Origin of the sequence: Ralstonia sp. TCR112 (assembly GCF_007997035.1) — a bacterium.
Lineage (GTDB): Bacteria > Pseudomonadota > Gammaproteobacteria > Burkholderiales > Burkholderiaceae > Ralstonia > Ralstonia edaphi.
The window spans coordinates 31,333-58,203 of the sequence record NZ_VOSS01000090.1; the positions used below are offsets into that span (position 1 = coordinate 31,333).

Below are 26,871 nucleotides of genomic sequence, written 5' to 3' on the forward strand. Positions count from 1 at the left end.
CCTCCGTTGCCGCGCCGGCCGTAGCGATGCCGCCATGGCCGGCGCGTATTGGTCATCAACGTCAAGCGGGCTTGCGGCCCCAGTGCGATTTGTCGTTCAGCATGCCCTTGGGGGTGATGTCCTGGTCGAAGATCGCCGTGGGAATCGACACCGTGCACGCGCAGTTCGGGATGTCCACGATGCCGCCGATGCGCCCCTCTACCGGCGCGGCCGTCAGCAGCATGTAGGCCTGGCTGGCGCTGAAACCAAAGTGCGTGAGGTAGTCGATGGCTTTCAGGCACGCCTGCCGATACGCGACGGTGGCATCCAGGTAGTAGTTGGTGCCGTTTTCCACGCTGATGCCCTCGAAGGTCAGCCATTGGTCGTAGCGCGGCTTGACGGGGCTGGGCATGAAGATCGGCGCGCTCAAGTTGTACTTGGCCATGCCGCCCTTGATGAGGTCGAACCCGACGCGCGTGGCGCCGTCCATTTCGATCGCGCCGCAGAAGCCGATTTCGCCGTCGCCCTGGGAGAAGTGCAGGTCGCCCATCGAGAAGCCGGCCCCTTTGACGTACACCGGGAAGAAGATGCGGGTGCCGATCGACAGGTCCTTGATGTCGGTGTTGCCGCCGTGCTCGCGTGGCGGCACCGTGCGCGCGGCCTCGCCTGCCATGCGATCGAATTCCGCGCCGGACACGCCGCGCAGCACGGCGGTGCGCGGGTCGGGCGGCTGGGCCAGGCCCTTGGCGGCCAGCGGTGCTTCACGGCGGTTCCATTCATCCAGCAGTTCGCGGGAGGGCAGGCAGCCCATCAACCCAGGGTGCGTCAGGCCTGCCAGCCGGACGCCGGGAATATGGCGCGACGTGGCATAGACGCCTTTCAAGTCCCAGATGGCCTTGTCGGCATCGGGAAAGTAATCCGCCAGGAAGCCGCCGCCGTTGGATTTTGCGAACACGCCCGAAAAGCCGATCGGCGTGACGGGCTTGATGTCGAGCAGGTCTACCACCAGCAGGTCGCCCGGCTCCGCGCCTTCAATGTAGAAGGGCCCCGTGAGTGGATGCGCGCGGGTCAGGTCGACATTGCGCACGTCGTCGACCTTGTCGTCGTCACGGATCTGCGCGTCGAGAAAATCCAGCGATTCGATGATGATCTCTTCACCGGGCTTGACCTTGGAAAGGAACGGGATGTCCGGATGCCAGCGGTTGTGGCCGAGTTCGGCCTGCTCTGCCAGCGGCTTGCCGGGCTGGATCTTGAAATGCTGCATGGTGGTTTCTCCTCAGGGAAGTGGCGTCAGGCGTGGGGGATGCCATCGATGGGGCATTCGGGCGTGCCGGCGGTGCGGCGGGTGAGGGCCTCGACCTGCGCGCGCGCGGCGGCCGGATCGTTCACCCAGGTCTTGTAGAAATCGAAGGGGCAGGCGGCCACGCCTTCCGGTGCTTCTCCGGAGTTGATGGTGCCGGTGTAGCCGCGGTGCAGCAGCTTATAAAGATGGTTTTGCGATTGCAGGTGCTTGCGCGCATCGCGGATCAGCCCGACCGACAGCTCGGCGTACTGGATGCCCATCTCTTCGGTGCCGCATTCGCCCAGCGTGCGGCCGTCGAATCCGACGATGGCCGAGTGCCCGAAGTACGAATACACGCCGTCGAAGCCGGCCGCGTTCGCCACGGCCACGTAGACGTTGTTCATCCACGCCATGGCTTTGGACACCATCACCTGCTGCTCCTTGGCCGGATACATGTATCCCTGGCAGCGGACGATCAGCTCGGCGCCCTTCATGGCGCAGTCGCGCCAGATCTCGGGGTAGTTGCCGTCGTCGCAGATGATCAGGCTGATCTTCAGGCCCTTGGGGCCTTCCGATACGTAGGTGCAGCCGCCGGGGTACCAGCCTTCGATGGGGCACCACGGCATGATCTTGCGGTACTTCTGCACGATTTCACCCTGGTCGTTCATCAGGATGAGCGTGTTGTAGGGCGCCTTGTTGGGGTGGTCTTCATGGCGCTCGCCGGTGAGCGAGAACACGCCCCACACCTTCGCCTCGCGGCATGCCGCGGCAAAGATGGCGGTCTCGTCGCCGGGGATGGTGGCCGCCGTCTCGTACATCTCCGCAGCGTCGTACATGATCCCGTGCGTGGAGTATTCGGGAAACACCACGAGGTCCAGCCCGGGCAGACCTTGCTTCATGCCGACCAGCATCCGGCCGATGTTGCGCGCGTTCTCCAGCACCTCGGCGCGCGTGTGCAGGCGCGGCATCTTGTAGTTGACGACGGCCACGCCAACGCAGTCCTGGCTGCTTGAAATGTCCCCGTGACGCATGCTTGCTCCTATGGTGTGAGATGAGTCAAACCGAGAGGTATCGGCTGATGGTGGCGGCATCGACCTTGTCGCGCGTTTCTTCGTAGACGAAGCGCCCTTTGTCGATGACGAGAAAGCGGTCGGCGATATCGAGGGTGAAGCTGAGCACCTGTTCCGACACGACGATGGTGAGCTGGCGGAGCTTGCGGATCTCCTTCAACGCCCGTGCGATGTCCTTGATGATCGACGGCTGGATGCCCTCGGTCGGCTCGTCCAGCAGCAAGACCTTCGGGTTGGTGGCCAATGCACGCGCAATGGCGAGCTGCTGTTGCTGGCCGCCGGACAGGTTCCCGCTCTTGCGCCCGCGCATGTCGTACAGCACGGGGAAGAGCGCATACAGTTCGTCCGGCACGCGACCGCCCGCGGAGGCCGGCAGGCCGGTCTGGATGTTCTCCAGCACCGTCATGCTCGAGAACATCATGCGGCCCTGCGGCACGTAGGCGATGCCGCGCGCCACGCGCTGGAACGAGGGCAGGGCCGTCAGTTCCTGGCCGTCGATCGACACGCTGCCCGAGCGCGTCGGAAGAATGCCCATCAGGGTCTTGAACAGCGTGGTCTTGCCCATGCCGTTGCGGCCCATCACGGCCACGATCTCCTGCGGCGCCACCTGCAGGTTGAGGGCATGGAGCACCTGGCTCTGGCCGTATCCGGAAACGAGGTCGGTCACGTTGAACATGTTCGGCTCCGGGGCTCAATGGCCCAGATAGACTTCAATGACTTTCGGGTCGGCCTGCACCGCATCCATGCTGCCTTCGGCCAGCACCTTGCCCTGGTGCAGCACCGTCACGCGGTGGGCGATGCTCTTGACGAACTCCATGTCGTGCTCGATGACGAGCACCGAGCGCCCCTGGCTGATGCGGCCGAGCAGTTCGGCTGTCTTCTCGCGTTCCGACACGCTCATGCCGGCAACGGGTTCATCGAGCATCACGAGTTCCGGCTCCTGCATGAGCAGCATGCCGATCTCCAGCCACTGCTTTTGCCCGTGCGAGAGCAGGTCCGCCTGCTGGTGCAGCAGCTCGTGCAGGAAGATGTCGCGGGCCACGGCTTCCACGCGTTCCACCACGTCGGGGGTGCGGCGGAAGGCGAGTGCGCCGAGCACCTTACGCCCGCGTGGAAACGACATCTCCAGGTTCTCGAACACCGTCAGGTTTTCGTAGATGGACGGTGTCTGGAACTTGCGGCCGACACCCGAGCGCACGATGTCGTGCTCGCGCATCTTTGTCAGTTCCAGGTTGTTGAAGCGGATGCTGCCGGAGGTGGCGCGCGTCTTTCCGCAGATCAGGTCCAGCACCGTGGTCTTGCCCGCGCCGTTGGGGCCGATCACCACGCGCACTTCGTTGCGGTCTACGTACAGGTTCAGGCTGTCCACCGCCTTGAAGCCGTCGAACGACACCGTCAGGTCTTCGATCGCCAGCACGGGCTTGGGCATTTCCACGCCGATCGGTTGGGTCATGATGGTCTCCGGGTTTAGCCTTGCGCGGTGGCGCCGGGCGCCGGTTTTGCCGCCGCGCGGCGGCCTTGCAGCAGCCGTGCGATCCATTTGCGGCCGTGGCTGTCGTACAGGCCGGCCAGGCCGTTGGGGAAGTACATGACCACGGCGATGAACAGGCCGCCCATCAGGAACAGCCACAGCTGCGGGAAGGACTCGGAGAAATACGTCTTGCCGAAATTGACGAGCAGCGTGCCGTACACCGCGCCCAGCAGCGAGAGGCGTCCGCCCACCGCGGCATAGATGACCATCTCGATCGACGGCACGATGCCGACGAACGACGGCGACATGAAGCCCACCTGCAGCGTGAACATCGCCCCGCCGATGGCCGACATGGCCGCCGCCACGCAGAACACGAACACCTTGAAGCTGGCGACGTCGTAACCGGAAAAGCGCACGCGCTCTTCCTTGTCGCGCATCGCCATCAGCAGGCGGCCGAGTTTGGAACGCAGGATGAAGCGTCCGAGCACGATGCAGCCCACCAGCAGGCCGGCGGTGACGAAGTACAGGATCAGCTTGGCGGAGTCGGTGCGGATGTCCCAGCCGAGCAGCGTCTTCAGGTCGGTGATGCCGTTGACGCCGCCCGTCCAGCCCTGCTGCCCGATGATGAGGATCGACAGGATCGCCGCGATGGCCTGCGTGACGATGGAAAAATACACATCGCCCACGCGCCGCTTGAACATGGCGATGCCGATCAGCAACGCAAGCAGCGTGGGCACCAGCACCACCGCGACCACCGCGAAGCCGAAGTGGCGGAACGGCTCCCAGAACAACGGCAGGGCGGTCAGCTGGTTCCAATCCATGAAGTCGGGAATGCCGGGCGTCGACTGGATCTTGGTGCTGACCGGGTCGGAGGCTTCCAGCTTGAGGAACATCGCCATGCAATAACCGCCGAGCCCGAAGAACACGCCCTGGCCGAGGCTCAGGATGCCGCCGTAGCCCCAGCACAGCACCAGGCCGACGGCCACGAAGGCGTAGCTGAGGTACTTGCCGATCAGGTTCAGGCGGAACACGTCGAACGCCAGCGGCATGACGACGAAGATGACGGCGCAGAGTACGGCCAGGCCGAGCCAGTCGCGCCTGCGCTCTAGCCATGAGTGAAGCGTGGGGTTCATGTCGGACTCCTTATTTGCGGACCTTGACCGAGAACAGCCCCTGGGGCCGCATCATCAGGATCAGGATCACGGCCGAGAGCGTCAGCACCTTGGCCATCGAGCCTGTGAGGAAGAACTCGGTGGTCGATTGCGTCTGGGCGATGGTGAAGGCCGACGCGATGGTGCCCAGCAGGCTTTGCGCGCCGCCGAACACCACCACCAGGAAGGTGTCGACGATGTACAGCGACCCCGAAGTCGGGCCGGTCGAACCGATGGTGGTAAATGCGGCTCCCGCCACCCCGGCCACGCCGCAACCCAGGGCGAAGGTCATGCGGTCGACGCGCCGTGTGTCGATGCCCACCGCACCGCTCATCACGCGGTTCTGCACCGTGGCACGCACCTGAAGACCCCAGCGCGAGCGGAACAGCAGCAGGAACAGCGCCCCGGTCAGCAGCGTGGTCAGCGCCATCACGAAGAGGCCGTTGATCGGGATATCGATGCCGCCGCCGGGCGAGAACGATCCCATCAGCCAGTCGGGCAGCGCCGGGCTGACTTCCTTGGCGCCGAAGATGGAGCGGAAAGCTTGCTGCATGGCCAGGCTCAGGCCCCAGGTGGCGAGCAGTGTGTCGAGCGGGCGGTTGTAAAGCCGCGAGATCATCAACCGCTCGACTGCGTAACCGATAGCCGCTGCCAGGACGAACGACAGCACCACGGCCGCGAAGAAGTAGTAAGGCTGCAGTGCCGGCGCGTAGCTCGCGGTGAGCGTTGACAGTAGGTACGTGGTGTACGCGCCGATGGTGAGAAACTCGCCATGGGCCATGTTGATCACGCCCATCTGCCCAAAGATGATGGCCAGGCCGAGTGCCATCAGCAGCAGCACGCAGAAGAACGACAGGCCGTTGAAGCCCTGCATGGCGAAGATCGCCCCGAATTCCGACAACGAGGTCATGGCGGCTCCACGAAGACGATGGATGCGGTGGGAAGCGGTCCGTCCGGCTTGCAAACCCTGCTGCGGCCGGACCGCGTCTGCGGCGGGTTACTGGTAACCCTTCGGGAACGGATTCGGTTCGATCAGACCGGACTCGTAGACCACCTTGAACTGGCCGTCCGTCTGCACTTGCCCGATGCGCGTCTTGCTCCACAGGTGGTGGTTGGCGTGCACCTTCACGTAGCCTTCCGGCGCGGTGTTCAGCTCGATGCCGGGCGAGGCCGCGACCACCTTGTCGACGTCAAAACTGCCGGCCTTTTCCACCGCCGCCTTCCACAGCCACGGGCCGAGGTAAGCCGCCTGCGTGACGTCGCCGATGACGGCCTTGGCGCCGTACTTGGCCTTGAAGGCCTCGACGAATTTCTTGTTGTTGGGGTTGTCCAGGCTCTGGAAGTACTTCATGGAGGCGTAGAAGCCGGCCATGTTCTCGCCGCCGATACCGAGCAGTTCATCCTCCGTGACGGACAGCGTCAGCAGCGTCTGCTTGTCGGCGGTCACGCCCGCTGCCTTCATCTGCTTGTAGAAGGCCACGTTGGAGCCGCCCACCACAGCGGCAAAAATCACGTCAGGCTTCTTCAGCTTCATCTTGTTGATCAGCGAGCCAAACTGCGTGTTGCCGAGCGGGTAGTACTCCTCGCCGACCACCTCGCCGTGCAGCACGTTTTCGATGTGCTTGCGCGCGATCTTCATCGACGTGCGCGGCCAGATGTAATCGGAGCCGACCAGATAGAACGTCTTGGCCTTCTTCTCCTTGGCCACCCAATCCAGCCCGGCCAGGATCTGCTGCGTGGCTTCCTGCCCCGTGTAGATCACGTTCTTGGATTGCTCGAGCCCCTCGTAGAACGTGGGGTAGTACAGCAGGCCGTTGTCTTTCTCGAACACCGGCAGCACGGCCTTGCGCGAGGCCGACGTCCAGCAGCCGAACACGGTGGCGACACGGTCAGCTTCGAGCAGCTTCTTCGCCTTCTCGGCGAAGGTCGGCCAATCCGATGCGCCGTCCTCCTGGATGATCTTGATCTTGCGCCCCAGCACGCCGCCCGCAGCATTGATCTGGTCGATTGCCAGGCGCTCTGCCTGGATCGATCCGGTCTCGCTGATCGCCATGGTGCCGGTGGCCGAATGCAGTTGGCCCACGGTGACCTCGGTGTCGGTCACGGCAAGCTTGGTGGCATTGACCTTGGCGGTCGGGTACGACTGCGCGAGCGCGGCGAGCGGCGCCGCCAGCAGAGGCGTGACGGCAAGACACAAGGCGAGGCGCCGAAGGCGCGAGGGGTGGCGTGACATCGTGGTTTCTCCCGGTTGCGGATGGTGGTCGGTGTGAACAGGCATGGAGGCAAGCCTAGGCGGGGGCCTCGATTGCCGGAATACGTCAACCGACGTACAACGCGGCCGCATTGCACGGCGCAGCCATCCGCAATCAAAAACACAGCGGCATCACGACAGTGAACCGGCCGAGTGCGAGGGCGGAACGGAACTTGCATCGCCCGCCGCGCCTACTCGCCTAGAGCACGAAGCTCAGGCGCGGTTCACCGAAACGGGGAGCGTTCGTGCACCAATCCGGCACCCAGCGCATCGTCAAGATCCGTCGTGACTACAACACGTGGGTCGCCGACGAGACGCTGGAAGACTACGCATTGCGCTATACGCCGCGCGGATTCCGCAAATGGTCGGAATTCCGCGTGGCCAACACCGCGCTGGGAGCCACGTCGTTCCTGGCGCTGGAGGCCATTGGCGGTTCGCTCGCCATCAACTACGGCTTTACCAACGCGTTCTGGGCGATCGTGGTGGTGAGCGTGCTGATCTTCTTGACCGGCCTGCCGATCAGCTATTACGCAGCGCGCTTCGGCGTCGACATGGATTTGCTCACGCGCGGCGCCGGCTTCGGCTACATCGGCTCGACGGTCACCTCGCTTGTGTATGCGACCTTCACGTTCATCTTCCTGGCGCTGGAGGCGGCCATCATGGCGCTGGCCGTGCAGCTTTACGTCGGGCTGCCCCTGCCCATCGCCTATGTGCTGTGCTCGCTGGTGATCATCCCGCTGGTGACGCACGGCATCACGGCCATCAACAAGCTGCAGAGCTGGACCCAGGTGCTGTGGCTCGTGTTGCTGGTGCTGCCCTACGCTGCGGTGCTGCTGCGCAATCCGCGCGCGTTTGCCGACTGGCCGAGCTTTGGCGGCCTGTCGGAATCGGGCCGCGATTTCAACCTGCTGGCCTTTGGCGCCGGCTGCACCGTGGCCTTTGCGCTGATCGTGCAGATTGGCGAGCAGGTCGACTACCTGCGCTTCCTGCCCGAAAAGACGCGCGCCAACCGCGGCAAGTGGTGGCTGGCACTGCTGGCGGCAGGCCCCGGTTGGGTGGTGCCTGGCGCGCTGAAAATGCTGGGCGGTTCCTTTCTGGTCTTCCTCGCCGTTCAGCACGAGGTGGGCACGGCGCGCGCGTGGAGCCCACGCAGATGTACCTGGTGGCCTATCAGTATGTGTTCGGCTCGCCTGCATTGGCGATGGCGGCCATGGCGTTGTTCGTGGTGGTGTCGCAGATCAAGATCAACGTCACCAACGCCTACGCCGGTTCACTGGCATGGTCCAACTTCTTTGCGCGCCTCACGCACAGTCATCCGGGCCGGGTGGTGTGGCTCGTCTTCAACGTACTGATCGCACTGCTGCTGATGGAGCTGGGCGTGTTCGAGGCGCTGAGCGAAGTGCTGGCGCTGTACGCCAACGTCGCCATCGCCTGGATCGGCGCGCTCGTGGCGGACCTCGTCATCAACAAGCCGTTGGGATACAGCCCCGCACACATCGAGTTCAAGCGCGCTTACCTGTACGACGTCAATCCGGTTGGCGTGGGCGCCATGCTGATTGCCTCGGTGGTCGCGACGCTTGCTCACCTCGGGTTGTTCGGTGCCGTGACCGAAGCGCTGTCGCCGTTCGTCGCATTGGGCATGGCGTTCCTTTGCGCGCCGCTCATCGCCGTGGCCACGCGCGGGCGGTTCTACCTCGCCCGCAAGGTGCACGCGCCCGCCGACGCCGAACATGCGCACGCCGGCGCCATGCGTTGCGTCATCTGCGAGAACGTGTTCGAGCGAGAAGACATGGCGCATTGCCCCGCCTACGCCGGCAGCATCTGCTCGCTGTGCTGCTCGCTGGACGCGCGCTGCGGCGATGCCTGCAAGCCGCACGGCCGACTGTCTGCGCAAATCGCACAGGCTTGGCGGCATTGGTTTCCAAACACTGAACTGCCGCGACTGCACGTGCGTGTGGCGCAGTACGCCGCCGTGCTGCTGATCGTGCTGGGCTTGTTGGCAGGCGTACTGACGCTGATCTACTACCAGACCGCCGTCACGCTGAGCGCGGACCAATCGCCGTTGCAATTGCTGGCGCGCGGTTACATCAAGGCGTTCTTTGCGCTGGCGCTGGTCGGCTGCGTGGGCGCCTGGTGGCTGGTGCTTGCCAAGGAAAGTCGCAAGGTCGCGCAGGAAGAGTCCAACCGCCAGACCATGCTGCTGATGCGCGAAATCGAAGCGCACCGCAAGACCGACGCCATGCTGCAGCAGGCCAAGCAAGCCGCCGAGTCTGCCAACCGGGCCAAGAGCCGCTACGTGACTGGCTTGAGCCACGAACTGCGCACGCCGCTCAACAGCATCCTTGGCTATGCGCAACTGCTGATGCGCGATCCGTCGATGGCACCGGCGCGCCGCGAAGGCCTGGCCACCATCTTCCGCAGCGGCGAGCACTTGCTGGCCCTGGTCGATGGGCTGCTGGACGTGGCACGCATCGAGGCCGGCAAGCTGCAACTCGACGTGAGCCAGGTGGCGTTTCCAGCGTTCCTCACGCAGATCGAAGCGATGATGGAGCCGCATGCCTCGGAAAAAGGACTGGCCTTCCGCATGGAGCATGTAGGCCGCATTCCCGACGCGGTGCGCATGGACGAAAAGCGTGTGCGCCAGATCCTGATCAATCTGCTGGGCAACGCGGTGCGGTTTACCGAGAGCGGCACGGTGTCGCTGCGTGTGGCCTACGCGCGTGAGCTGGCGACCTTCGAAATTCTCGATACCGGCATCGGCATTGCCTCGGACGAGCTGGAACGCATCTTCCTGCCCTTCGAACGCGGCGCCGCAGCGCACGCGCAGGACAACGGCGCCGGCCTCGGCTTGACCATCTGCCGCATGCTCACCACGCTGATGGGCGGCCAGCTGAGCGTGGACAGTGTGCCCGGCGAAGGTACGCGCTTTACCGTGCGGTTGTTCCTGCCGGAGGTGCGCGAGCCCCGCGCGGTCGACCGCATCCGTCATGTCAGCGGCTATCGCGGTGCGCGGCGGACCGTGCTGGTGGTGGATGACCAACGCGAGCAGCGCCGTATCGTGGTGGGCGCGCTCGCGCCGCTGGGCTTCACGCTCGTCGAAGCCGCCAGCGGGCCCGAGGCGATGCGCCAGCTCGGCACGCTGCAGGTCGACCTGATCGTGATGGACGTGTCGATGCCATCGATGGACGGCTTCGAGGCCAGCCGGCTGATCCGCAGGCAGGCACTCAGTGTTGCGCCGATCCTGGTGTTGTCGGCCAATGCGTTTGCGGGTGACCGCGCGCGCGGTGCCGCCGCCGGCTGCGATGACTACCTTGCCAAGCCCGTCCACCTGCCGCATCTGCTCGACAAAGTGGGCGAGTTGCTCAACCTCGAATGGATCGTCGACAGCGAAGCAGGTGCGGAAGCGCCGCCGCCGGCACGCTCGCACGCGCCGCTGCCGGCCGAGCTGGTCGCACAGTTGCGGCCGTTGCTCGAGATCGGTTACATCCGCGGGCTCATCGAATTGCTGGACGAAGCCGAACATCGCCATCCTGACCTTGCCGGCGCGCTGCAACCTGTGCGATCGGCCGCGCGGCGCTTCCGATTGACTGAACTGGATAGGTTGCTCAAAGGAGCCCCTTCAGATGAACACAGCGTGGATTGACCATGGCAGCGCGGCGGCGCTGCATCTGCCATCGGCTCCGCAGACGATCGGTGCGGCCGCTGGGGGTTCCGGCGTCGTGCTCATCGTCGACGATACGCCGGACAATCTGGCGTTGCTGTCCGATGCGCTCGACGCCGTCGGCTACACCGTGCTGGTGGCGCTGGACGGCCCCAGCGCACTCGATCGCATCGAGCGTCTGACGCCCGACATCATCCTGCTGGACGCCGTCATGCCCGGCATCAGCGGCTTCGAGACCTGTGAGCACATCAAGGCCAATGCGCGCCACGCGCAGATTCCCGTGATCTTCATGACGGGACTGACGGAGAGCGAGCATGTTGTGCGCGGCTTCCGTGCCGGCGGGATCGACTACATCACCAAGCCGATCCGCCCCGAAGAGGTGCTCGCGCGCGTCGCCGCGCATCTGGAGCGCGCCCGTGCGCACCGGCAGGCAGACGAAATCGTTGGCCTGGGCGGCCGTGCGGCGCTGGTGGCCGATGTGCACGGCGCGATCCACTGGCGCAGCTCGCGGGTCGCGCCGTTGTTTGCGCGCTTCTATCCGGACCACGGCGACATGCAGCGGCTGCCGCCGGTATTGCAGCAGTGGCTGGCGCAGAGCGTGCGGCCCGTCGGCGTACCCGAAGCCGGCCGGATGGCGGAAGACGGTGAGGGCGTGCGGCTGGTGGCAAGGCTGGCTGGCCCCGCGCCGCACAGCGCATGGGTCATCCAGTTGGAAGAGCACGACGACCGCAAGGTGAGCGATCGCCTTTGCGCAAGGTTTCGTCTGACCGCACGCGAGGCCGAGGTGCTGCTGTGGATTTCACGCGGCAAGACCAACCGCGACATCGGCGACATCCTCGGTATGCGGCCGCGTACCGTCAACAAGCATCTCGAGCACATCTTCGAGAAGCTTGGTGTGGAAACGCGCGCGGCTGCTGCTGCGCTGGCTTTGCAGGCTCAGCCGGGTTGAGGGTCCGTCGGGCTGCGCCGGCTTCGTGGCGGGCACGCTTGTAGCGCTAGCCCTGACCACGCACGTAGCGCCATTCGAAGCCGTCTCCTGAGCGCTGCACCTTGCCCGCGGACGTTTCCGGAAAATGGGCGGCGAAGACCGTCGCGTCGGTTTCAGCCGCCCGGTCCAAAAGCCAGCGCCGCGACTCACGCGCCTGCGCCTGATCCAGGCAGAACACCGAGTTCCACGCCGGCTGGTACACCTGGATCGCGCTGTGCATGACGTCGCCGGAGAAGAGCGCCGTTTCGCCACACGATCTCACCTCGATCGCCATATGGCCGAAGCTGTGCCCGAACGTGGGCACGAAGCGGATGCCGTCAAGAATCTCTTCGCCCGCGTCGCGCACCGCGCGGGCCTGCCCGGCTTCAATCAGCGGCAGCACGCTGTCTTCAAAGACCATCCGCCGCGGCTGGCCTTCCGGCATCGCGAAGAAGTCCTGCTCGCGCTGGCCGAACACATAGGTCGCGTTGGGAAAGACGGGCACCCATCGCCCGTCCTGCCAATGCGTGTTCCAGCCGACATGGTCGACATGCAGGTGCGTCAGCAGCACGTAGTCGACGTGTTCCGGCTGGAAACCCGCGGCCGCAAACCGCTCCAGCACGGGATTGTCGAGCCGGTCAAACAACGCGTTGAACGGCCGCGACTTGCCGTTGCCGATGCCGGTATCGACCACGATGGTGAGCCCGTTGGCCTGCACTACCCACAGATGGGTTTTCAGCGGTATCCGCCGGTTGGTCAGGTCAAGGCTGGCCGTGGCAAAGCGCGCTTCGAGCGTGCGGCCCGCCTCTTCGGTCCAGAGCGGAAACAGCTGTTCGGGCGTCAGCGCAAAATCGGTTTCGTCGACGCGGGTGATGGTTGCCGCGCCAACGCGATGGGCAGGGGAGGCAGATTTCACCGGCATGACGGGTCTCCGAAAATCACTGTGTGCTGGCAAGCGGCACCCGCCGCGTTGCGATGGTGTACAGGACCGCGCTGGCAAGCGCAGACACGCCGCCGACCAGCGCTAGCGCCATGCCCAAACTGGTGCCAGTTTGCCCCAGGCGCTCGTTCAGGTAACCGACCGACAGCGGCCCGACGCCACCGCTGATCGCGTTGGTCATGAACACCAGCAAGGCGAGCGACCGGCCGCGCATGCGGTTTGGCATGGCGATTTGCAGCGGCACGGGCGCCAGGCCCATCGCAATGCTGGCGGCAAACGCGCAGGCGCCGTAAAGCACCACGGCCACACTGCTCTCACCCACCAGCGGCATCGCGATGGCCGCAGGCACCAAGATCGCAACAGCGCAGGCCGAGAAGGCCAATACGCGCCGCAAGGCCGTCTCGTCAGTCACGCGCGTGGCCAGCATGCCGGCGCACGCGACCCCGAGCATGCCACCGATCATGTAAGCGGGCGCCGCCATCTGGCCGACCACATTGGGCGCGAGATGAAACCGGCGCATCAGCAGTGTCGGAAATCATGCAGCGTGCGAATAGAACAGCGTGATCAGCGCGACATACGCGGCAAAGTACGCCAGACAGAAGCGGTTGCGCACGAACAGCTCGCTCAGCACGTCTTTGAGCGATGGCACCTCGTCTTCGGCGCGCGCGGCGTGGGCCTGGACTTCGCGCCGCTGCGGCTCACGTACGGTCAGGGCGACGAGCGCAGCGAGCGCGAGCCCGGGGAGGCCCACCGCGATGAACACGGCCTGCCAGGGCGCGATGTCGTGCGCCGCCAGCCAGGCGCTTCCGCTGCCGGCCGCGGCCGCCGACAACAGCATGCCGCCGCCAAACAGCGCCAGGCCGCCGCCCACGTACGGCCCGAGCATGAAGACGCTGCTGGCACGCGCGACGCGGCGCGGCGCAAAGATGTCGCTGAAGATCGACAGTGCAGCGGGGCTTAACGCCGCTTCGGCAATGGCGGTGCCGGCACGCGCTACGAGCAGCTCCGGAAAGTTCGTCGCGAACCCGCATGCGGTGGTCGAGATCGCCCAGATGGCGATGCACGCCGCGATCAACTTGACGCGATTGGCCCGGTCGACAAGTCGCGCGACAAACACGCCCGCCGTCGCATAGCACATCGTGAAGGAGAAGCCTTGCAGCAAGCCGATCTGCGTGTCGCTCAGCGCAAGCGACTGTTTGATCGGCTGCACGAGGATGCTGACGACCTGCCGGTCCAGGTACGAGAAGGCAAAGCACACAAAGAACAGCAGGACGATGTAGACGGGGTGGCCGACATTGCCGGCCGCACGCAGCGGCGCAACGTCGTCGGGCGGCTCCGTTGAAAGGGTCTGGGTACGCATCGTGGTCTCCGTATTGTTATGTGGCGAGGTCAACCGAATGGTTGCCCGCTCAATCGAGATGGGCTTCCGAGGCGAGCAGGGCGATGCAGTCGCCCGGCTCCACGCGTGCAAACGTGCGCATGCACATGACCGTGCCGTCGCCGGCGAACGTGATGTTCTCGGGGGCTGCCCACGGGCGGTGCGGATCGAAAAGCCGCCCGGCGAGTTGACCGGCGCGGACTTGGTCGCCCAGGGCGAAGGTCGGCTCGAAGACGCCCGCATGCGGTGCGTACACGTAATGGCGCGCGCCTTCCACGCGCAGGAAGCGCGTCTGTTTTGGCGCTGGCACGGCCGGCTCCGGCATCACGCCAAGCCGATGCAGCACGCGCTGCAGGCCGGCTTCGACGATCGCAAGGTTGCCGGCGTCGCAGCCGGCATGGCCGCCAAACTCTCCGCAGAAGAACAACTTGCCGTGGCGCTCGGCGGCAGCGGCGAAGGTCCGGTCTTCGCCAAGCAGATCCATGATCATGGTGTGCGGTGCGCCAAAGTCGCGCACCAGATCCAGGTACAGCGCGCGTTGTTCACCGTGCGCCGGCGGGGACGCCAGCAGCGTTGGCAGGTGATCGAACGATGCGCCGCCCGCATGGAGGTCGATCACGACATCTGCACGCGGCAGCAGTTCGGTCTCGACATAGTGCGCAATCATTTCGGTCGGCTGCCCGTTGCGCGCACCAGGAAACATGCGGTTCAGGTTGCCCCGGTCGACGGGGGACGTGCGCGAGCCGTTGAGGAAGGCCGGGAAATTCAGCCCCGGAATCACGATCAGGCGGCCGCGCGTCGCCATGGACGGCAGCCGCTGCAGTAACTTCATCAGGGCGACGGGGCCTTCGTATTCGTCTCCATGATTTCCGCCAGTCAGCAGCACAGTCGGGCCGGTCCCTTCGCCGGCATTGCACACCGCAATGGGGATCGGAATATGCCCGTAGGCGGAGCGGTCATGTGACCACGGCAGGCGCAGCGTTCCGGTCTGGAAGCCGACGCGTTCGAAGTCGATGTCGGTGGCGATGAGCGAGGCAGACGTTGTCATGGCGGCAAGCGTGAAGACGAGGTGTCTTCACTATCGCCGACGCCGGAAAGCGCGGCCAATGCCGATTTCTGCGGCGGCCGATGCCTTGCAGGCATCGCGCCCGGAACGCGCCCGGGTCTACTGCAACTGCGCGATAAAACGCTGGAGTGCCGCGTTGGTGTGCGCCGAAAGGAAACAGAATTCCAGGGGCAGCGGCACCGACAGATCGCGCAGTTCGACAAAGCGCACGCGGGCCGGTGGCCGATGACGATTGGCGGCGTTGACGATGGCCGCGCCCATGCCGGCAGATACAAGCGACAGGATGGCGGTTTCCGTCGATGCTTCCTGGCGGATATCGAGCGTGAGTCCGCGTTCGGCACAGGCTGACAGGAGCCGGTCGTAGTAGGCGGGATAAATGCGGCGCGGAAACGCGATGAAGGGCGTACCGACAAGCTCGCTGGCGAGGACCGCGTCCTCGCTGCCAAGAGACCACGACTGCGGCACCGCCAGCACGACGTTCTGTTCCAGCACGGGCACGCCGGCGATGCCCTGCGGCAACGCGCCGAGGCGATAACAGAAGCCGCCGTCGAGCTGGCCCGCTGCAATCGCGTCAAATTGCTCCGGCGTATTCATGGGTGTGAGTTCGAGCGCGACGTCGGGCGCGGTCTGCTGAAAGGCGCTGAATGCCTGCGAGACGATGCCGATCCACGCGGCGTTCTCGACAAAGCCGAGCCGCAACTGGCCATGCACGCCATCTGCAATGCGCCGCGCCAGGCGGTTTGCTGCATCGACGCGCGTGAGGATGTCGCGCGCTTCATCAAGGTATGCAGTGCCTGCCGCCGTCAGCTTCAGGCCGCGTGGCGTGCGCTCGAACAGCGCTGCGCCGATGGCGTCTTCAAGGTCCTGGATCTGGCGCGAGATGGCCGGCTGCGTGACGTGCAACTGCTCGGAAGCCGCCCGCACGCTGCGCAGCTCGGCAACAGCGATGAAATAGCGAAGATGCCGAAGCTCCATGATGGTCCCGCGCAGTCAGGTCGTCGGCAATGATAGTGCAGCCCCTGAGTCGAATCGACGGGGTGCTGCTGACATTGCGCGGCGCCGCCATGCGCAGCATCACGCCGCCTGGTGCGAGGCATGTGCGACGGCGTCGAGTTCGCGCATCGCGTCTTCCGGCAACGTCATCGCCGCCGCGCCCAGATTCTCGCGCAGGTGGGCGACCGACGAGGTGCCCGGAATCACCAGGATGTTCGGCGACCGGTGCAGCAGCCAGGCGAGTGCGGTCTGCATCGGTGTTGCACCCAGTCGCGCTGCGACATCGTTGAGCGTGGACGACTGCAGCGGGCTGAACCCACCCAGCGGGAAGTACGGGACATATGCAATGCCGTCGCTGGCCAGTGTGTCGATCAGCGCGTCGTCGTTTCTGTGGGCGAGGTTGTAGTGGTTCTGCACGCAGACGATCTCGCAGATCCGCCGTCCTTCTGCGATCTGGTTGGCCGTGACGTTGCTCAGCCCGATATGCCGCACCAGCCCCTGACGTTGCAGTTCGGCCAGGACCGTGAGGGGCGCCTCGATCGATCCTTCGGCGGGGCCGTGCGTGTCGAACATGATTCGCAGGTTCACCACGTCCAGCACCTCCACGCCGAGGTTGCGCAGGTTGTCGTGCACTGCTTCGGTCAGCGCCTGCGCAGAAAACGCCGGCAGCCACGCGCCCTTCGCGTCACGCCGGGCACCGATCTTGGTGACGATGAGCAGGTCGTCGCGATACGGATGCAACGCTTCGCGGATCAACTGATTCGTGATGTGCGGGCCGTAGAAATCGCTCGTGTCGATATGGTTGACGCCCGAGGAAACGGCCTCGCGCAATACGGCAAGCGCCGCGTCGCGGTCCTTGGGTGGGCCGAAGACGCCCGGGCCGGCGAGCTGCATGGCGCCATAGCCGAGACGGTGCACCTGGTGCCCGCCGATGGAGAACGTGCCGGACTGAACGATGAGAGACATGGTCACACTCCTGTGTCGAAGATCGAAGAAGAACAGCGCATGACGGCAGAGTAGGCGCAAGCGCGGTGCGCGATAAGAGGACATAATCCGCACGGGTTGTACGAAAAGGCGAACAATGAAAGTCGATCTGGGTGACCTCAATGCCTTCGTGGCGGTGGCGCAGGCCAAGGGCTTTCGCGAAGGCGCAAGGCTGATGGGCGCGAGCGCATCCGGGCTGAGCGAGGCGGTGCGGCGGTTGGAGACGCAGCTCGGTGTGCGCCTGCTGAACCGCACGACGCGCAGCGTCTCACCCACTGAAGCTGGGCAGCGTCTGTTGGGCCGGCTGCGGCCCGCCTTGAGCGAGGTGGAAGCCGCGCTCGATGTCGTCAACAGCTTTCGCGAAAGGCCCGCCGGCACGCTCAAGCTCAATGTGCCGATGAGCGCCGCGCGGCTGGTGCTGCCTGCCATCATCCCGGGCTTTCTCGACGCCTATCCCGAGATACAGCTGGAGGTCGTGGCCGAAGAGAGCTTTGTCGACATCCTGGCTGCAGGCTTTGACGCAGGCATCCGTTATGACGAGCGGCTCGAACAGGACATGATCGCCGTGCCGATCGGGCCGCGATCGCAGCGGTTCGCAACGGCAGCGGCGCCCAGCTATCTTGATCGACACGGCCGGCCTGCGCATCCGCGCGACCTGCTCGACCACGCCTGCCTGCGCGGCAAGTTCGCAAGCGGTGCGATGCCGCCGTGGGAATACGAGCGCGATGGTGAAGTGGTTCGGGTGGAGCCGTCGGGCCCGCTGCTCGTTCGCATTGGCGGCGCGACCGATCTTGTCGTGGACGCGGCCTTGGCCGGCGTGGGCGTTGTCCATCTGTATGAAGACTGGCTGCGTGCGCACCTGGCGAGCGGTGCGCTCGAACCCGTGCTCGAGGATTGGTCGCGGCCGTTCCCGGGGCCGTATCTCTACTATCCGGGGCGGCGCCTTGTTCCGGCGCCGCTCAGGGCGTTCATCGATTTCATCAGGGCCAGTTCAGACTAAGGCGGAGCCTGCTGTTTCGCAGCAGCGTCGCCTGACTGCTCGCGCAAGACTGCGCCACGCCAGGTCGCGCGCCACCGCAGCGATGTTCGGGGGCCGTGCGTTCCATCGAGTTTCCGTGATGGCTTCGTAGCACCTGCCAGCCGTTCCCCCAATCCACGTAGTACGCGGTGCCTGTCATGGCTCTCACACTGAGGCCGTTGCCTGGCGTGCACCGCATGTGTCCCGAGAAGCCGTGCCTGCAGGCACCACCGGGCGCAGCGGCATACGCCCGCCCGTAGTTGCCGGGTGCCGCCGCGTTTCGATACTGAAGCGACAGACGTTTTCCCAATCCCCCCAACACGACGCCACTCCGGCGTCAGGAGACGGTCATGACAATTGCGTCAGTGGCATCGGTATCGGTCAGCGGCCCGAGCTGGTCCGGCGATTTCCTGCGCACGCTGCAGGCCCCCGCGAGCGATGTGGGGCGGGTGCGCGGCGATGCGTGGTTGCGGGTCGAGCAAGGTCGCGCCGATGCGCCGCGTGCCGACGAAATCGTCGTCAATGACGTGATGTTCGCGGTCGATGACGTTGCCGTCGCGCATGGCCGTGCCGTGCGTGCAGGCGCTGCCGATCTTGCACCGCCGCACTGGGACGTCGTGTCTACGCCGGCTGGGGAGCGCCCTGTGCGCATGGCGCGTGTGGGCGGGATCGGCCATGTCACGCACACGTTTGTCGAGCACGATCCAGCGGCCGGCGATGCTGCCTTCGATGGAGCGCAGGGGCTGGACCACCTCGCGCTGTGCCTGCCTTGCGGCACCATGGGCGCAACGGTTGCGCGTTACGAAGCGGGCTTTGGCCTGCATGTCACGCAAACGGAGCATATCCAGACGCGCAGCCTCGGCATGATCAACACAGTGCTGCAGAACGCCAGCGGCAGCGTGAAGCTCGTGCTCTCTGCGCCTACAGCCAGCAGCCAGAGGACGCAACTGCACCGCTTTGTCGACGTGCACGGCGGTGCGGGCATCCAGCACCTGGCGCTGCGTGTGCCTGCACTGTTGGCGCATAGCCTCGGGCTCAAACGCCACGAGGTGAACTTCGCGGGCTCCATGCCCGAAGTGTTTGACGCCATGCTGGCGCGCATCGGCCATTGCCCGGTTCCGCGCGACGCGGCGCTGGCGCTTGGCATCATGGCCGATCGCGATGCCGATGGCCTGCTGTTGCAGTCATTCCTGGCGCCATCTCGCACGGCGGAGCCGGTGTTCTTTTTTGAGCTGATCGAGCGCCAGGGCGCGCGTGGGTTTGGCGCGGCAAACATCCGCGCCCTGTTCGAGGCGGTGGAGCGTGTGCAAGGTGCCGCCGTGGCGGTAGCCGAGCCGCAGGAGCAGCCGGCTACGGCCTAGCGACCAATCGATGGCTCATTGGGTCGACTTGCGCTGGCGCCATTTGCGCCGCAGCTTGATGAACAGCGCCACCACGATCGACAGAACGATCGCCCACGGCAGCAGGTAAGCCACCGCCTCGATCACGCTCGCACTCGCGCGCACCAGCGAAGGCAGGAATTCGCGGAACGCATTGCCGATGGGCGCCCACAGGCTGCGCGCTGCCGTCTGCCGCGTGCTGAGGTCGATCGACAGCACCTCGCGGTTCACGCGGTCCATGAGGTGCATGTTCTGGCCGGTGGCGGCCTCCAGCTCCGATTGCGTTTCCGCCAGCTTTTCTGCGATCAGGATGAGGTCTTCCACCTTGGTCGCCTTGCGCTGCAGGTCGAGCAGGCTCGTGCGGTAGTTCTTCAGCATCTCCAGGCGCTTGCCGACTTCGGCAATCGGCTGGCCGAGGTCGTCTACGTGGGTGCCCTGGCTGACGACGCCACCGCTGTCCGCCAGGCGTTTGCGCATGGTGCGCACGCCCTCCGGGCTGGCGCGCAGATTCAGATGGGCGGTACCGCCGCGCTGGTCCCGTTCGAGCTGGATGCTGGCATCCATGACCGTGCAGTGCCATGTGGCTTCGTTCACGCAGGCGTCCTGCAATTCGCGGTACAGGCGCTCGAGTTGCGGCGCGTCGACTTCCAATGAGACGCGGTGTTCGTAGGCGAGAAAGCGCCGCTCGGCGCGATCGGCCATCTTGGCGCTTTCCGCAGCCGCGGGCGCGGCAGCCATCATCGCGGGCGATGCACCGCCGCCCGGGCCGGATTCTTCTTTCTTGCTGCAAGCGCTCAGGGACAGCGCGATCAGGATCAGGCCGAGGAGTCGAGTCATGGGCAAATGAAATGGCGTGAGGTTGTACGCAAAGTCCGGGGGATTGCGGCGCAGTCTAGCGCACACAGCTGAGCAGATCTCACAGCCCGCAGACAAGAAAAAACGCCCGCCGGCAGAACCGGTCGGGCGTTTTTTTTGCAGCGTGCAACCGTGGCGTCAGGCGCCTTGCGGGACTTCGCGTGCGGCGCGCTTGCGGTCACGCACTTCGGTTTCTTCGTGCACGCTGTCCACCTCGTCCAGGTAGCGCGTGTGCCAGCCGCTGGCCACGCCCCAGTGGTAGAAGAACAGCGAAAGCACTGCGACGATGCCCATGTCCCAGCCGTAGGGGATGTAGCCGTGGCCGCCGAACTCCGTGCTGCCGCAGTACGACAGCGCGGCGATGGTCGGCAGGTAGGCGATCATCCACCACGCGCCCTTGAGTTCCGTCTTGAAGTCGGGCCAGCCGGCCTTGGCCTGGTAGTAGAAGTACACGGGCAGGGCCACCAGCATCAGCACGATGATCTCGCCGGTCAGCGGCCACTTGGCCCAGTACAGGATGAGCGATGCGCACACAAACGCGAACGGCGCGACGAGCGAGAGCCCCGGCAGACGCAGCGGGCGATGCAGCTGCGGCGACGTACGGCGCAGCGACATCACGCTGATCGGGCCGGTCAGGTACGAAATGACCGTCGCCACCGAAATGACCGCCGCCAGCGCACCCCAGCCGCGGAAGAAGAACAGGAAGATGAACGACACCGCCAGGTTGAACCACATGGCCGGGCGCGACACGCCAAACAGCGGGTGCACGCGACCGAAGATGGCCGGCATGGTGTTGTTGCGCTCCATCGCGTAGATCATGCGCGTGGTGGTGGCCATGTACGTGCTGCCGGTGCCCGACGGGCTCACGAACGCATCGATGTACAAGACGATCGCCAGCCAGTTGAGGTTCAGCGCAATCGCGAGCTGGGCGAACGGCGAGTGGTAGTCGATGCCGTGCCAGCCGTTGACGAGCGACTCGGGCGGCACGGCGCCCAGGAAGGCCACCTGCAGCGCCACGTAGATCACCGCCGCCAGCAGGATCGAACCGATCACCGCGATGGGCACGTTGCGGCCCGGGTTGCGCGCCTCCCCCGCCAGGTTGATCGGGCTCTGGAAACCGTTGAACGCAAACACGATGCCGCTCGTGGCAATGGCGGTCAGCACCGCAGACCAGCCGTACGGCGCAAAGCCCTGTCCCGCCACATTCGCGGCCGAGCTGCCACCAAAGTTGCCCGGGTGAAAGCCTGCTGCAACAAGCGCCACCGCCGTTGCGGCCGGAATGATGAACTTGAAGATCGTGATGGCGTTGTTCGCCTTGGCAAACACCTTCACGCCCCAGTAGTTCAGCAGGAAGTACACCACGACCAGCACCGCCGACAGCACCAGCCCGGGCGGCGTCAGCTCACCGTGCTGGAAGAGCGACTGCGCCCAGGGCCACGGCCAGCTGCTCATGTACTGGATGGAAGCCTCGGCCTCGATGGGGATGACGGTGACGATGGCGATCCAGTTGGCCCAGGCCGCCACGAAACCCACCAGCGAGCCATGCGAGTAGCGCGCATAGCGGACCATGCCGCCCGATTCCGGGAACATCGCGCCCAGTTCGGCATACGTCAGGGCAATGGCGAGGATGACGACGGCGCCGATGACCCAGGTGAAGATGGCAGCGGGGCCCGCGACCTTTGCCGCGTGGCCGGCGCCAAACAGCCAGCCAGAGCCGATGATCGAGCCCAAGCCGGTCAACATCAATGCCCAGGCGCCGAGATTGCGTTGTACGTTTTTTTCCAAGAGGAGTCTCCGCCCCGGCGAGTCGGAAGTTCGACAGGGCATCGCGGTTTGCTTACCAGTCCGCTTAGTTCTACCGAGGCGACGCTGTTTGGGCGCCGCCCGCCGTCCTATGTGGTGGGTGTCACCAGCCCAGGACATGCGTGTGCTGGCTGACGCGTAGCATCAACCGCACCCGTCCGGCCGCGATGAAAGACAGAACACGGTGTCTGCCTTCCGGGGGGATTCGCGTATAGTCATCGGCGACGTTGTGCGGGGTGCCGCACTTGCCGCCCGATTCCGGAGCCCGCAATGGGGCGCAATGATAGCGAAATCGTGAGCGGTTGCACCGCCTTTTTCATCGTTCCTCGCAGTTTTTTCTCCCCATGGAGTCCTCTTTCGCCACTTCGGTTGCACCTGCGTCACCTGCGCAGTGGCACCGGCGCGTGCTGACGCTGGCGTTTCCCATCGTGCTGGCCAACCTGACGCAGCCGATCCTCTCGGCGGTGGATACGGCCGTGGCGGGGCATCTGCCGGGGCCGGAATACATCGGCGGCGTGGCCCTCGGCGGGGTCTTCTTCAACTTCGTCTTCTGGGGGTTTGGCTTCCTGCGCATGGGCACCACGGGGCTGGTGTCGCAGGCGCACGGCGCGGGCGACACGCAGGCGTTGCGGGCGAGCGTGGTGCGCGCGCTGCTGCTGGCCCTTGCCATTGGCGCGGCATTGCTGGTGCTGCAGGTGCCGGCCATCCGCATCACGCTGGCGCTGCTGGGTGGGAGCGAATCCGTCACGCGCATGGCGGAGGTGTATTGCCATACGCGCATCTGGTCGGCGCCGTTTGCGCTGGCCAACTACGTGGTGCTCGGCACGCTCCTCGGCCGGCAGCAGGTGAGGCGGGCGCTTCTGCTGCAGGTGTTCATCAATGCCGTCAACATGGTTGCGGTGCTGAGCCTGGTGCTAGCCGCCGGGATGGGTGTTGCCGGTATCGGTGCTGCAACGGCGCTGGCCGACATTGCCGGGTTCGGGCTCGGCATGTTGCTGCTCTGGCTGCAGCGGCCGACGGGCCTGGCGCCGCTGACCCGCGCCGAACTCCTCGCCCGTGACGCCTGGCGCCGCCTGATGGGACTGAACACCGACATCTTCCTGCGCACGCTGTGCCTCCTGGCCGCCTTCGGCTGGTTTGCGCATGCCGGCGCCAAGCAGGGCGATGTGGTGCTGGCCGCCAACGCGCTGCTGCTCAACTTCCTCACTTTCATGGCTTATGGGCTGGACGGCTTCGCGCACGCGGCCGAAGCGTTGGTGGGTGCCGCCATGGGCGCGCGCGACCGTGCTGCGCTGCGCATGGCCGTGCGCGTGTCGACGTTCTGGTCGGTGCTTGGCGCGGGGCTCTTTGCGGCCGTGTACGCGCTGGCGGGTGCCGGCATCATCGGCGTGCTGACCGATCAGCCTGCCGTGCGCGAAGCCGCGCGTCACTATCTGGTGTGGGCGGCGCTGCTCCCCGTCGTGTCGGTATGGGGCTTCCAGTTTGACGGCGTGTTCATCGGCGCGACGCGCACGCGTGAACTGCTGGTGACGATGGCCGTGGCGGCGGCTGCGTTCTGGGGCTTGTCGGTCACGCTGCAGCCGCTGTGGGGCAACCAGGGGCTGTGGGTGTCGATGCTGGGGTTCATGGCGCTGCGCGGGCTGATGCTTGGGATGCTGCTGCCGCGCGTGTGGCGCGCGCCTGAAGTGCAGACATCCTAGGCGGCGTCAATCTGCGGCGCTTACTGCTGCGCGTATTCCACCACCAGCAATGCCGTCGCCATCGTCTTGCCGGCGTTGGAGATGGCGTGCTGCACATCCCCCGGGTAGCGCGCCGATTCCCCATGCCGCACCTTCTTCTCACTCGCGCCGGATTGCACCGTCACCGTGCCGCTCAGCACGGAGATGTGCTCCTTCGAGCCCAGCTCGTGCGGCTCTGACGCCAGCACGCCGCCGGGCTGAATCGCCAGTTCATACCATTCAAAGCGCGCCGCCAGGTCCACGGGGCCAAGAATCTTCAATTCGCACTTGCCATCCGGGCTTTTGATGACTGGGATGGAGTGTGCGGGGATGACTGTCACCGCGGGCGCCGCATCGGCCGCGCCGTCAGGCGAGAGGAAATCCGCGAGCCCGACGCCAAGCGCGGTGGCCAGGCGCCACAGCACGGCGACGGTGGGGTTGGCCAGGTTGCGCTCGACCTGCGAGAGCATCGATTTGGACACCCCCGCGCGCCGCGACAGTTCATCGAGCGAGAGCTTGCGCGCCTGGCGCAGCGCTTGCAGCTTGGCACCCACGGCGGGCGGGCCGTCGGCGAGGACATCGGTGGCGGGGGCTTGTGCCATCGGTTGGTATCTTGTAAATTGAACGAATTATTCGATATATCGAACTTGTTCGATTTATCGATCAACGCAGTCTACAGGAGCAGCATCATGGGGACAACGCAAGCCAATGCTTCCACCGACGCCTTCTACGCGCACATCCGCCGCGAACTGGAGGCGATCGAGGAAGCCGGTCTCTACAAGACCGAGCGCATCATCACCTCGCCGCAGGGCGCTGTGATCCGCACGGCTGACGGCAAGGAGGTCATCAACCTCTGCGCCAACAACTACCTCGGCTTGTCGTCGCACCCGGAGGTGCTGAAGGCCGCGCACGAAGCGCTCGACACGCATGGCTTTGGCCTCAGCTCGGTGCGCTTCATTTGCGGCACGCAAGACCTGCACAAGACGCTGGAAGCGCGGCTGGCCAAATTTCTCGGCACGGAAGACACCATCCTCTACGGCTCGGCCTTCGATGCCAACGGCGGCCTGTTCGAAACGCTGCTGGGCGCGGAAGACGCCGTCATCAGCGATGAGCTGAACCACGCGTCGATCATCGACGGCATCCGCCTGTGCAAGGCGCAGCGCTATCGCTACAAGCACAACGATCTGGAGGATCTGCGCGCGCAATTGCAGGCGGCCGATGCGGCGGGCGCACGCTTCAAGCTGGTGTTTACCGATGGCGTGTTCTCGATGGACGGCACCATCGCGCGGCTGGATGAGATCCGCGCCATCTGCGACGAATTCGGCGCGTTGCTGGGCATTGACGAATGCCACGCCACGGGCTTTCTCGGCAAGCGCGGTCGCGGGTCGCACGAGCACCGCGGCGTGTTCGGCAAGATTGACATCATTACCGGCACGCTAGGCAAGGGCCTGGGCGGCGCGTCGGGCGGTTTCACGAGCGCGCGCAAGGAAGTGGTGGCACTGCTGCGCCAGCGTTCGCGGCCGTATCTGTTCTCGAACACGGTGGCGCCGTCCATTGTCGGGGCGACCATCAAGGTGCTCGACCTGCTGGAAGCCGACACCGCGCTGCGCGACAAGCTGGAAGACAGCGCGCTGTATTTCCGCCGCAAGATCGTCGAGCTGGGTTTCGATATCAAGCCGGGCGACCATCCGATCGTGCCGATCATGGTGTACGACGCGCAGAAGGCGCAGGCGCTGTCCAAACGTCTGCTTGAGCTGGGCGTGTACGTGGTCGGCTTCTTCTACCCGGTGGTGCCGAAGGGGCAGGCGCGCATTCGCGTGCAGATCAGCGCCGTGCACGAGCGCGCGCAACTCGATGCGGCGCTCAAGGCATTTGAGACCGCCGGCAAGGAACTGGGGATCATCTGATGAGCACTGGTACGAGCGCGAATGTTGGAACGGCGCCGCGCATCCTCATCATCGGCGCCAACGGGCAGTTGGGGACGGAGCTGGCCGCCGCGCTGGCCGAGCGCTACGGCAACGGCAACGTGGTGACGAGCGACATGGTGCCCCGCGGCCGCCATCCGCAGATTCGCCACGAAACGCTGGATGTGACCGATCGCGGCCAGTTGCGCGAGATCATCGAGCGCCACGGCATCACGCAGATCTATCACCTGGCGGCCGCGCTGTCGGCCGCAGCAGAGCAATCGCCCACCTGGGGCTGGGCGCTCAACATGAATGGCCTGCTGAACGTGCTGGAAGCCGCGCGCAATCATCAGCTCGAGCGCATCTTCTGGCCCAGCTCGATTGCCGCGTTCGGGCCCACCACGCCCGCAGACAACACGCCGCAGAGCACGATCATGGAGCCCAAGACGGTCTACGGCATTTCCAAGCTGGCGGGCGAGGGCTGGTGCCGCTGGTATTTCGAGCACCACGGTGTGGACGTGCGCAGCCTGCGCTATCCGGGCCTCATCTCGTACAAGACTGCACCGGGCGGCGGCACGACCGACTACGCCATCGACATCTTCCATTCGGCCGTGAAGGGCGAGCGTTATACGTGCTTCCTCGAGCACGACGAGGCGCTCCCCATGATGTACATGCCCGACGCCGTGCGCGCCACCCTGGAGTTGATGGAGGCCCCCGCCGAGCGCATCAGCGAGCGGGGCAGCTACAACCTTGCGGGCGTGAGCTTTACGCCGGAGCAGCTCGCGGCGGAAATCCGCCGGCATCGTCCGTCGTTCGAGGTGGCCTACGCGCCGGATTTCCGCCAGGCGATCGCGGCCAGCTGGCCCAATTCCATCGACGATTCGGTGGCCCGGCGCGACTGGGGCTGGAAGCCCGAGTACGGTGTGGCAGAGATGACGGCCGACATGCTGGAAAACCTGGGGCACTTGGCCGCGCACACAGCCTAGGCAGCTTCAGTCAGG

Annotated in this window: 20 protein-coding genes and 2 pseudogenes; 7 read left to right on the forward strand and 15 right to left on the reverse strand. The window is 65.4% G+C overall.

Annotation, left to right across the window (positions count from 1 at the left end):
- Positions 1 to 61: 61 nt before the first annotated feature.
- The 7 genes from fmdA to urtA all read right to left on the reverse strand — a co-directional run bounded on the left by fmdA (position 62) and on the right by urtA (position 7,186).
- The gene (gene fmdA / locus FUT88_RS20160) at positions 62 to 1,243 is read right to left on the reverse strand and encodes a formamidase (protein ID WP_147217765.1); all 1,182 of its coding nucleotides are present in this window, start codon (positions 1,241 to 1,243) and stop codon (positions 62 to 64) included.
- 26 nt (positions 1,244 to 1,269) lie between these two features.
- Positions 1,270 to 2,292: an aliphatic amidase gene (locus FUT88_RS20165; RefSeq protein WP_092970959.1), complete on the reverse strand. Its 1,023-nt coding sequence runs from the start codon at positions 2,290 to 2,292 to the stop codon at positions 1,270 to 1,272.
- Positions 2,293 to 2,317: 25 nt separating this feature from the next.
- Entirely contained in the window at positions 2,318 to 3,007 is a 690-nt protein-coding gene (urtE, locus tag FUT88_RS20170) for an urea ABC transporter ATP-binding subunit UrtE (protein WP_027679771.1), read from the reverse strand.
- A gap of 15 nt (positions 3,008 to 3,022) precedes the next feature.
- Complete coding sequence (urtD, locus tag FUT88_RS20175; protein ID WP_027679772.1) at positions 3,023 to 3,784, reverse strand: urea ABC transporter ATP-binding protein UrtD; 762 nt, start codon at positions 3,782 to 3,784, stop codon at positions 3,023 to 3,025.
- Between the two features lie 14 nt (positions 3,785 to 3,798).
- On the reverse strand, positions 3,799 to 4,935 hold the full coding sequence (urtC, locus tag FUT88_RS20180; RefSeq protein ID WP_037026664.1) for an urea ABC transporter permease subunit UrtC: 1,137 nt from the start codon (positions 4,933 to 4,935) through the stop codon (positions 3,799 to 3,801).
- A 10-nt stretch (positions 4,936 to 4,945) separates the two neighbouring features.
- A complete protein-coding gene (gene urtB / locus FUT88_RS20185) occupies positions 4,946 to 5,863 on the reverse strand; it encodes an urea ABC transporter permease subunit UrtB (protein WP_027679773.1) in 918 nt (305 codons plus the stop codon).
- An 87-nt stretch (positions 5,864 to 5,950) separates the two neighbouring features.
- Complete coding sequence (gene urtA, locus FUT88_RS20190; protein ID WP_027679774.1) at positions 5,951 to 7,186, reverse strand: urea ABC transporter substrate-binding protein; 1,236 nt, start codon at positions 7,184 to 7,186, stop codon at positions 5,951 to 5,953.
- Positions 7,187 to 7,449: 263 nt separating this feature from the next.
- On the opposite strand from urtA, the pseudogene FUT88_RS20195 reads away from it, so the two are divergent.
- Positions 7,450 to 10,847: pseudogene (locus tag FUT88_RS20195) on the forward strand (ATP-binding protein).
- Positions 10,828 to 11,814 (forward strand): response regulator transcription factor, encoded by a 987-nt coding sequence (locus tag FUT88_RS20200; protein WP_147217767.1) that lies wholly within the window; start codon positions 10,828 to 10,830, stop codon positions 11,812 to 11,814. Before FUT88_RS20195 ends, FUT88_RS20200 begins: the two are co-directional and overlap by 20 nt.
- A gap of 46 nt (positions 11,815 to 11,860) precedes the next feature.
- Here FUT88_RS20200 and FUT88_RS20205 read toward each other — a convergent pair whose 3' ends face one another.
- From FUT88_RS20205 to FUT88_RS20225, 5 genes and pseudogenes are all read right to left on the reverse strand, one after another.
- Positions 11,861 to 12,754, reverse strand: a complete 894-nt coding sequence (locus FUT88_RS20205; protein WP_147217769.1) for an MBL fold metallo-hydrolase — start codon at positions 12,752 to 12,754, stop codon at positions 11,861 to 11,863.
- 16 nt (positions 12,755 to 12,770) lie between these two features.
- Positions 12,771 to 14,132: pseudogene (locus FUT88_RS20210) on the reverse strand (MFS transporter).
- Positions 14,133 to 14,181: 49 nt separating this feature from the next.
- Entirely contained in the window at positions 14,182 to 15,198 is a 1,017-nt protein-coding gene (locus tag FUT88_RS20215; RefSeq protein WP_147217771.1) for a succinylglutamate desuccinylase/aspartoacylase family protein, read from the reverse strand.
- Positions 15,199 to 15,315: 117 nt separating this feature from the next.
- Entirely contained in the window at positions 15,316 to 16,191 is an 876-nt protein-coding gene (locus FUT88_RS20220) for a LysR family transcriptional regulator (RefSeq protein WP_147217773.1), read from the reverse strand.
- Between the two features lie 99 nt (positions 16,192 to 16,290).
- Entirely contained in the window at positions 16,291 to 17,175 is an 885-nt protein-coding gene (locus FUT88_RS20225) for an aldo/keto reductase family oxidoreductase (RefSeq protein WP_147217775.1), read from the reverse strand.
- 115 nt (positions 17,176 to 17,290) lie between these two features.
- On the opposite strand from FUT88_RS20225, the gene FUT88_RS20230 reads away from it, so the two are divergent.
- Together FUT88_RS20230 and FUT88_RS20235 are read left to right on the forward strand one after the other, a co-directional pair.
- Positions 17,291 to 18,193: a LysR family transcriptional regulator gene (locus FUT88_RS20230; protein WP_147217777.1), complete on the forward strand. Its 903-nt coding sequence runs from the start codon at positions 17,291 to 17,293 to the stop codon at positions 18,191 to 18,193.
- Positions 18,194 to 18,561: 368 nt separating this feature from the next.
- Positions 18,562 to 19,572 (forward strand): VOC family protein, encoded by a 1,011-nt coding sequence (locus FUT88_RS20235; RefSeq protein WP_147217779.1) that lies wholly within the window; start codon positions 18,562 to 18,564, stop codon positions 19,570 to 19,572.
- 15 nt (positions 19,573 to 19,587) lie between these two features.
- Here FUT88_RS20235 and FUT88_RS20240 read toward each other — a convergent pair whose 3' ends face one another.
- Positions 19,588 to 20,427, reverse strand: coding sequence for a DUF4349 domain-containing protein (locus FUT88_RS20240; protein WP_147217781.1), 840 nt, complete (start codon positions 20,425 to 20,427; stop codon positions 19,588 to 19,590).
- A 156-nt stretch (positions 20,428 to 20,583) separates the two neighbouring features.
- Entirely contained in the window at positions 20,584 to 22,230 is a 1,647-nt protein-coding gene (locus tag FUT88_RS20245; RefSeq protein ID WP_147217783.1) for an APC family permease, read from the reverse strand.
- Between the two features lie 362 nt (positions 22,231 to 22,592).
- On the opposite strand from FUT88_RS20245, the gene FUT88_RS20250 reads away from it, so the two are divergent.
- The gene (locus FUT88_RS20250) at positions 22,593 to 23,948 is read left to right on the forward strand and encodes an MATE family efflux transporter (protein WP_147217785.1); all 1,356 of its coding nucleotides are present in this window, start codon (positions 22,593 to 22,595) and stop codon (positions 23,946 to 23,948) included.
- 20 nt (positions 23,949 to 23,968) lie between these two features.
- Here the strand turns inward: FUT88_RS20250 and FUT88_RS20255 are convergent, their stop codons facing one another.
- A complete protein-coding gene (locus FUT88_RS20255) occupies positions 23,969 to 24,568 on the reverse strand; it encodes a helix-turn-helix domain-containing protein (protein ID WP_147217787.1) in 600 nt (199 codons plus the stop codon).
- 87 nt (positions 24,569 to 24,655) lie between these two features.
- Between FUT88_RS20255 and kbl the strand changes: the two genes are divergently transcribed.
- Positions 24,656 to 25,873, forward strand: coding sequence for a glycine C-acetyltransferase (gene kbl / locus FUT88_RS20260; RefSeq protein ID WP_147217788.1), 1,218 nt, complete (start codon positions 24,656 to 24,658; stop codon positions 25,871 to 25,873).
- Complete coding sequence (locus FUT88_RS20265) at positions 25,873 to 26,856, forward strand: NAD-dependent epimerase/dehydratase family protein (RefSeq protein ID WP_147217790.1); 984 nt, start codon at positions 25,873 to 25,875, stop codon at positions 26,854 to 26,856. The genes kbl and FUT88_RS20265 overlap by 1 nt, the downstream gene beginning before the upstream one ends.
- Positions 26,857 to 26,871 lie beyond the last annotated feature (15 nt).

Bases quoted from the DNA above. Each gene is read 5' to 3' on its own strand.
- FUT88_RS20265 (WP_147217790.1), top strand. From the start codon at position 25,873: ATGAGCACTGGTACGAGCGCGAATGTTGGAACGGCGCCGCGCATCCTC.
- FUT88_RS20165 (WP_092970959.1), bottom strand. From the start codon at position 2,292: ATGCGTCACGGGGACATTTCAAGCAGCCAGGACTGCGTTGGCGTGGCC.
- urtC (WP_037026664.1), bottom strand. From the start codon at position 4,935: ATGAACCCCACGCTTCACTCATGGCTAGAGCGCAGGCGCGACTGGCTC.
- FUT88_RS20205 (WP_147217769.1), bottom strand. From the start codon at position 12,754: ATGCCGGTGAAATCTGCCTCCCCTGCCCATCGCGTTGGCGCGGCAACC.
- FUT88_RS20220 (WP_147217773.1), bottom strand. From the start codon at position 16,191: ATGGAGCTTCGGCATCTTCGCTATTTCATCGCTGTTGCCGAGCTGCGC.
- FUT88_RS20230 (WP_147217777.1), top strand. From the start codon at position 17,291: ATGAAAGTCGATCTGGGTGACCTCAATGCCTTCGTGGCGGTGGCGCAG.
- FUT88_RS20255 (WP_147217787.1), bottom strand. From the start codon at position 24,568: ATGGCACAAGCCCCCGCCACCGATGTCCTCGCCGACGGCCCGCCCGCC.
- urtE (WP_027679771.1), bottom strand. From the start codon at position 3,007: ATGTTCAACGTGACCGACCTCGTTTCCGGATACGGCCAGAGCCAGGTG.
- FUT88_RS20250 (WP_147217785.1), top strand. From the start codon at position 22,593: ATGGAGTCCTCTTTCGCCACTTCGGTTGCACCTGCGTCACCTGCGCAG.
- urtB (WP_027679773.1), bottom strand. From the start codon at position 5,863: ATGACCTCGTTGTCGGAATTCGGGGCGATCTTCGCCATGCAGGGCTTC.
- urtD (WP_027679772.1), bottom strand. From the start codon at position 3,784: ATGACCCAACCGATCGGCGTGGAAATGCCCAAGCCCGTGCTGGCGATC.
- FUT88_RS20215 (WP_147217771.1), bottom strand. From the start codon at position 15,198: ATGACAACGTCTGCCTCGCTCATCGCCACCGACATCGACTTCGAACGC.
- urtA (WP_027679774.1), bottom strand. From the start codon at position 7,186: ATGTCACGCCACCCCTCGCGCCTTCGGCGCCTCGCCTTGTGTCTTGCC.
- FUT88_RS20240 (WP_147217781.1), bottom strand. From the start codon at position 20,427: ATGACTCGACTCCTCGGCCTGATCCTGATCGCGCTGTCCCTGAGCGCT.
- kbl (WP_147217788.1), top strand. From the start codon at position 24,656: ATGGGGACAACGCAAGCCAATGCTTCCACCGACGCCTTCTACGCGCAC.
- FUT88_RS20225 (WP_147217775.1), bottom strand. From the start codon at position 17,175: ATGTCTCTCATCGTTCAGTCCGGCACGTTCTCCATCGGCGGGCACCAG.
- FUT88_RS20200 (WP_147217767.1), top strand. From the start codon at position 10,828: ATGAACACAGCGTGGATTGACCATGGCAGCGCGGCGGCGCTGCATCTG.
- fmdA (WP_147217765.1), bottom strand. From the start codon at position 1,243: ATGCAGCATTTCAAGATCCAGCCCGGCAAGCCGCTGGCAGAGCAGGCC.
- FUT88_RS20235 (WP_147217779.1), top strand. From the start codon at position 18,562: ATGACAATTGCGTCAGTGGCATCGGTATCGGTCAGCGGCCCGAGCTGG.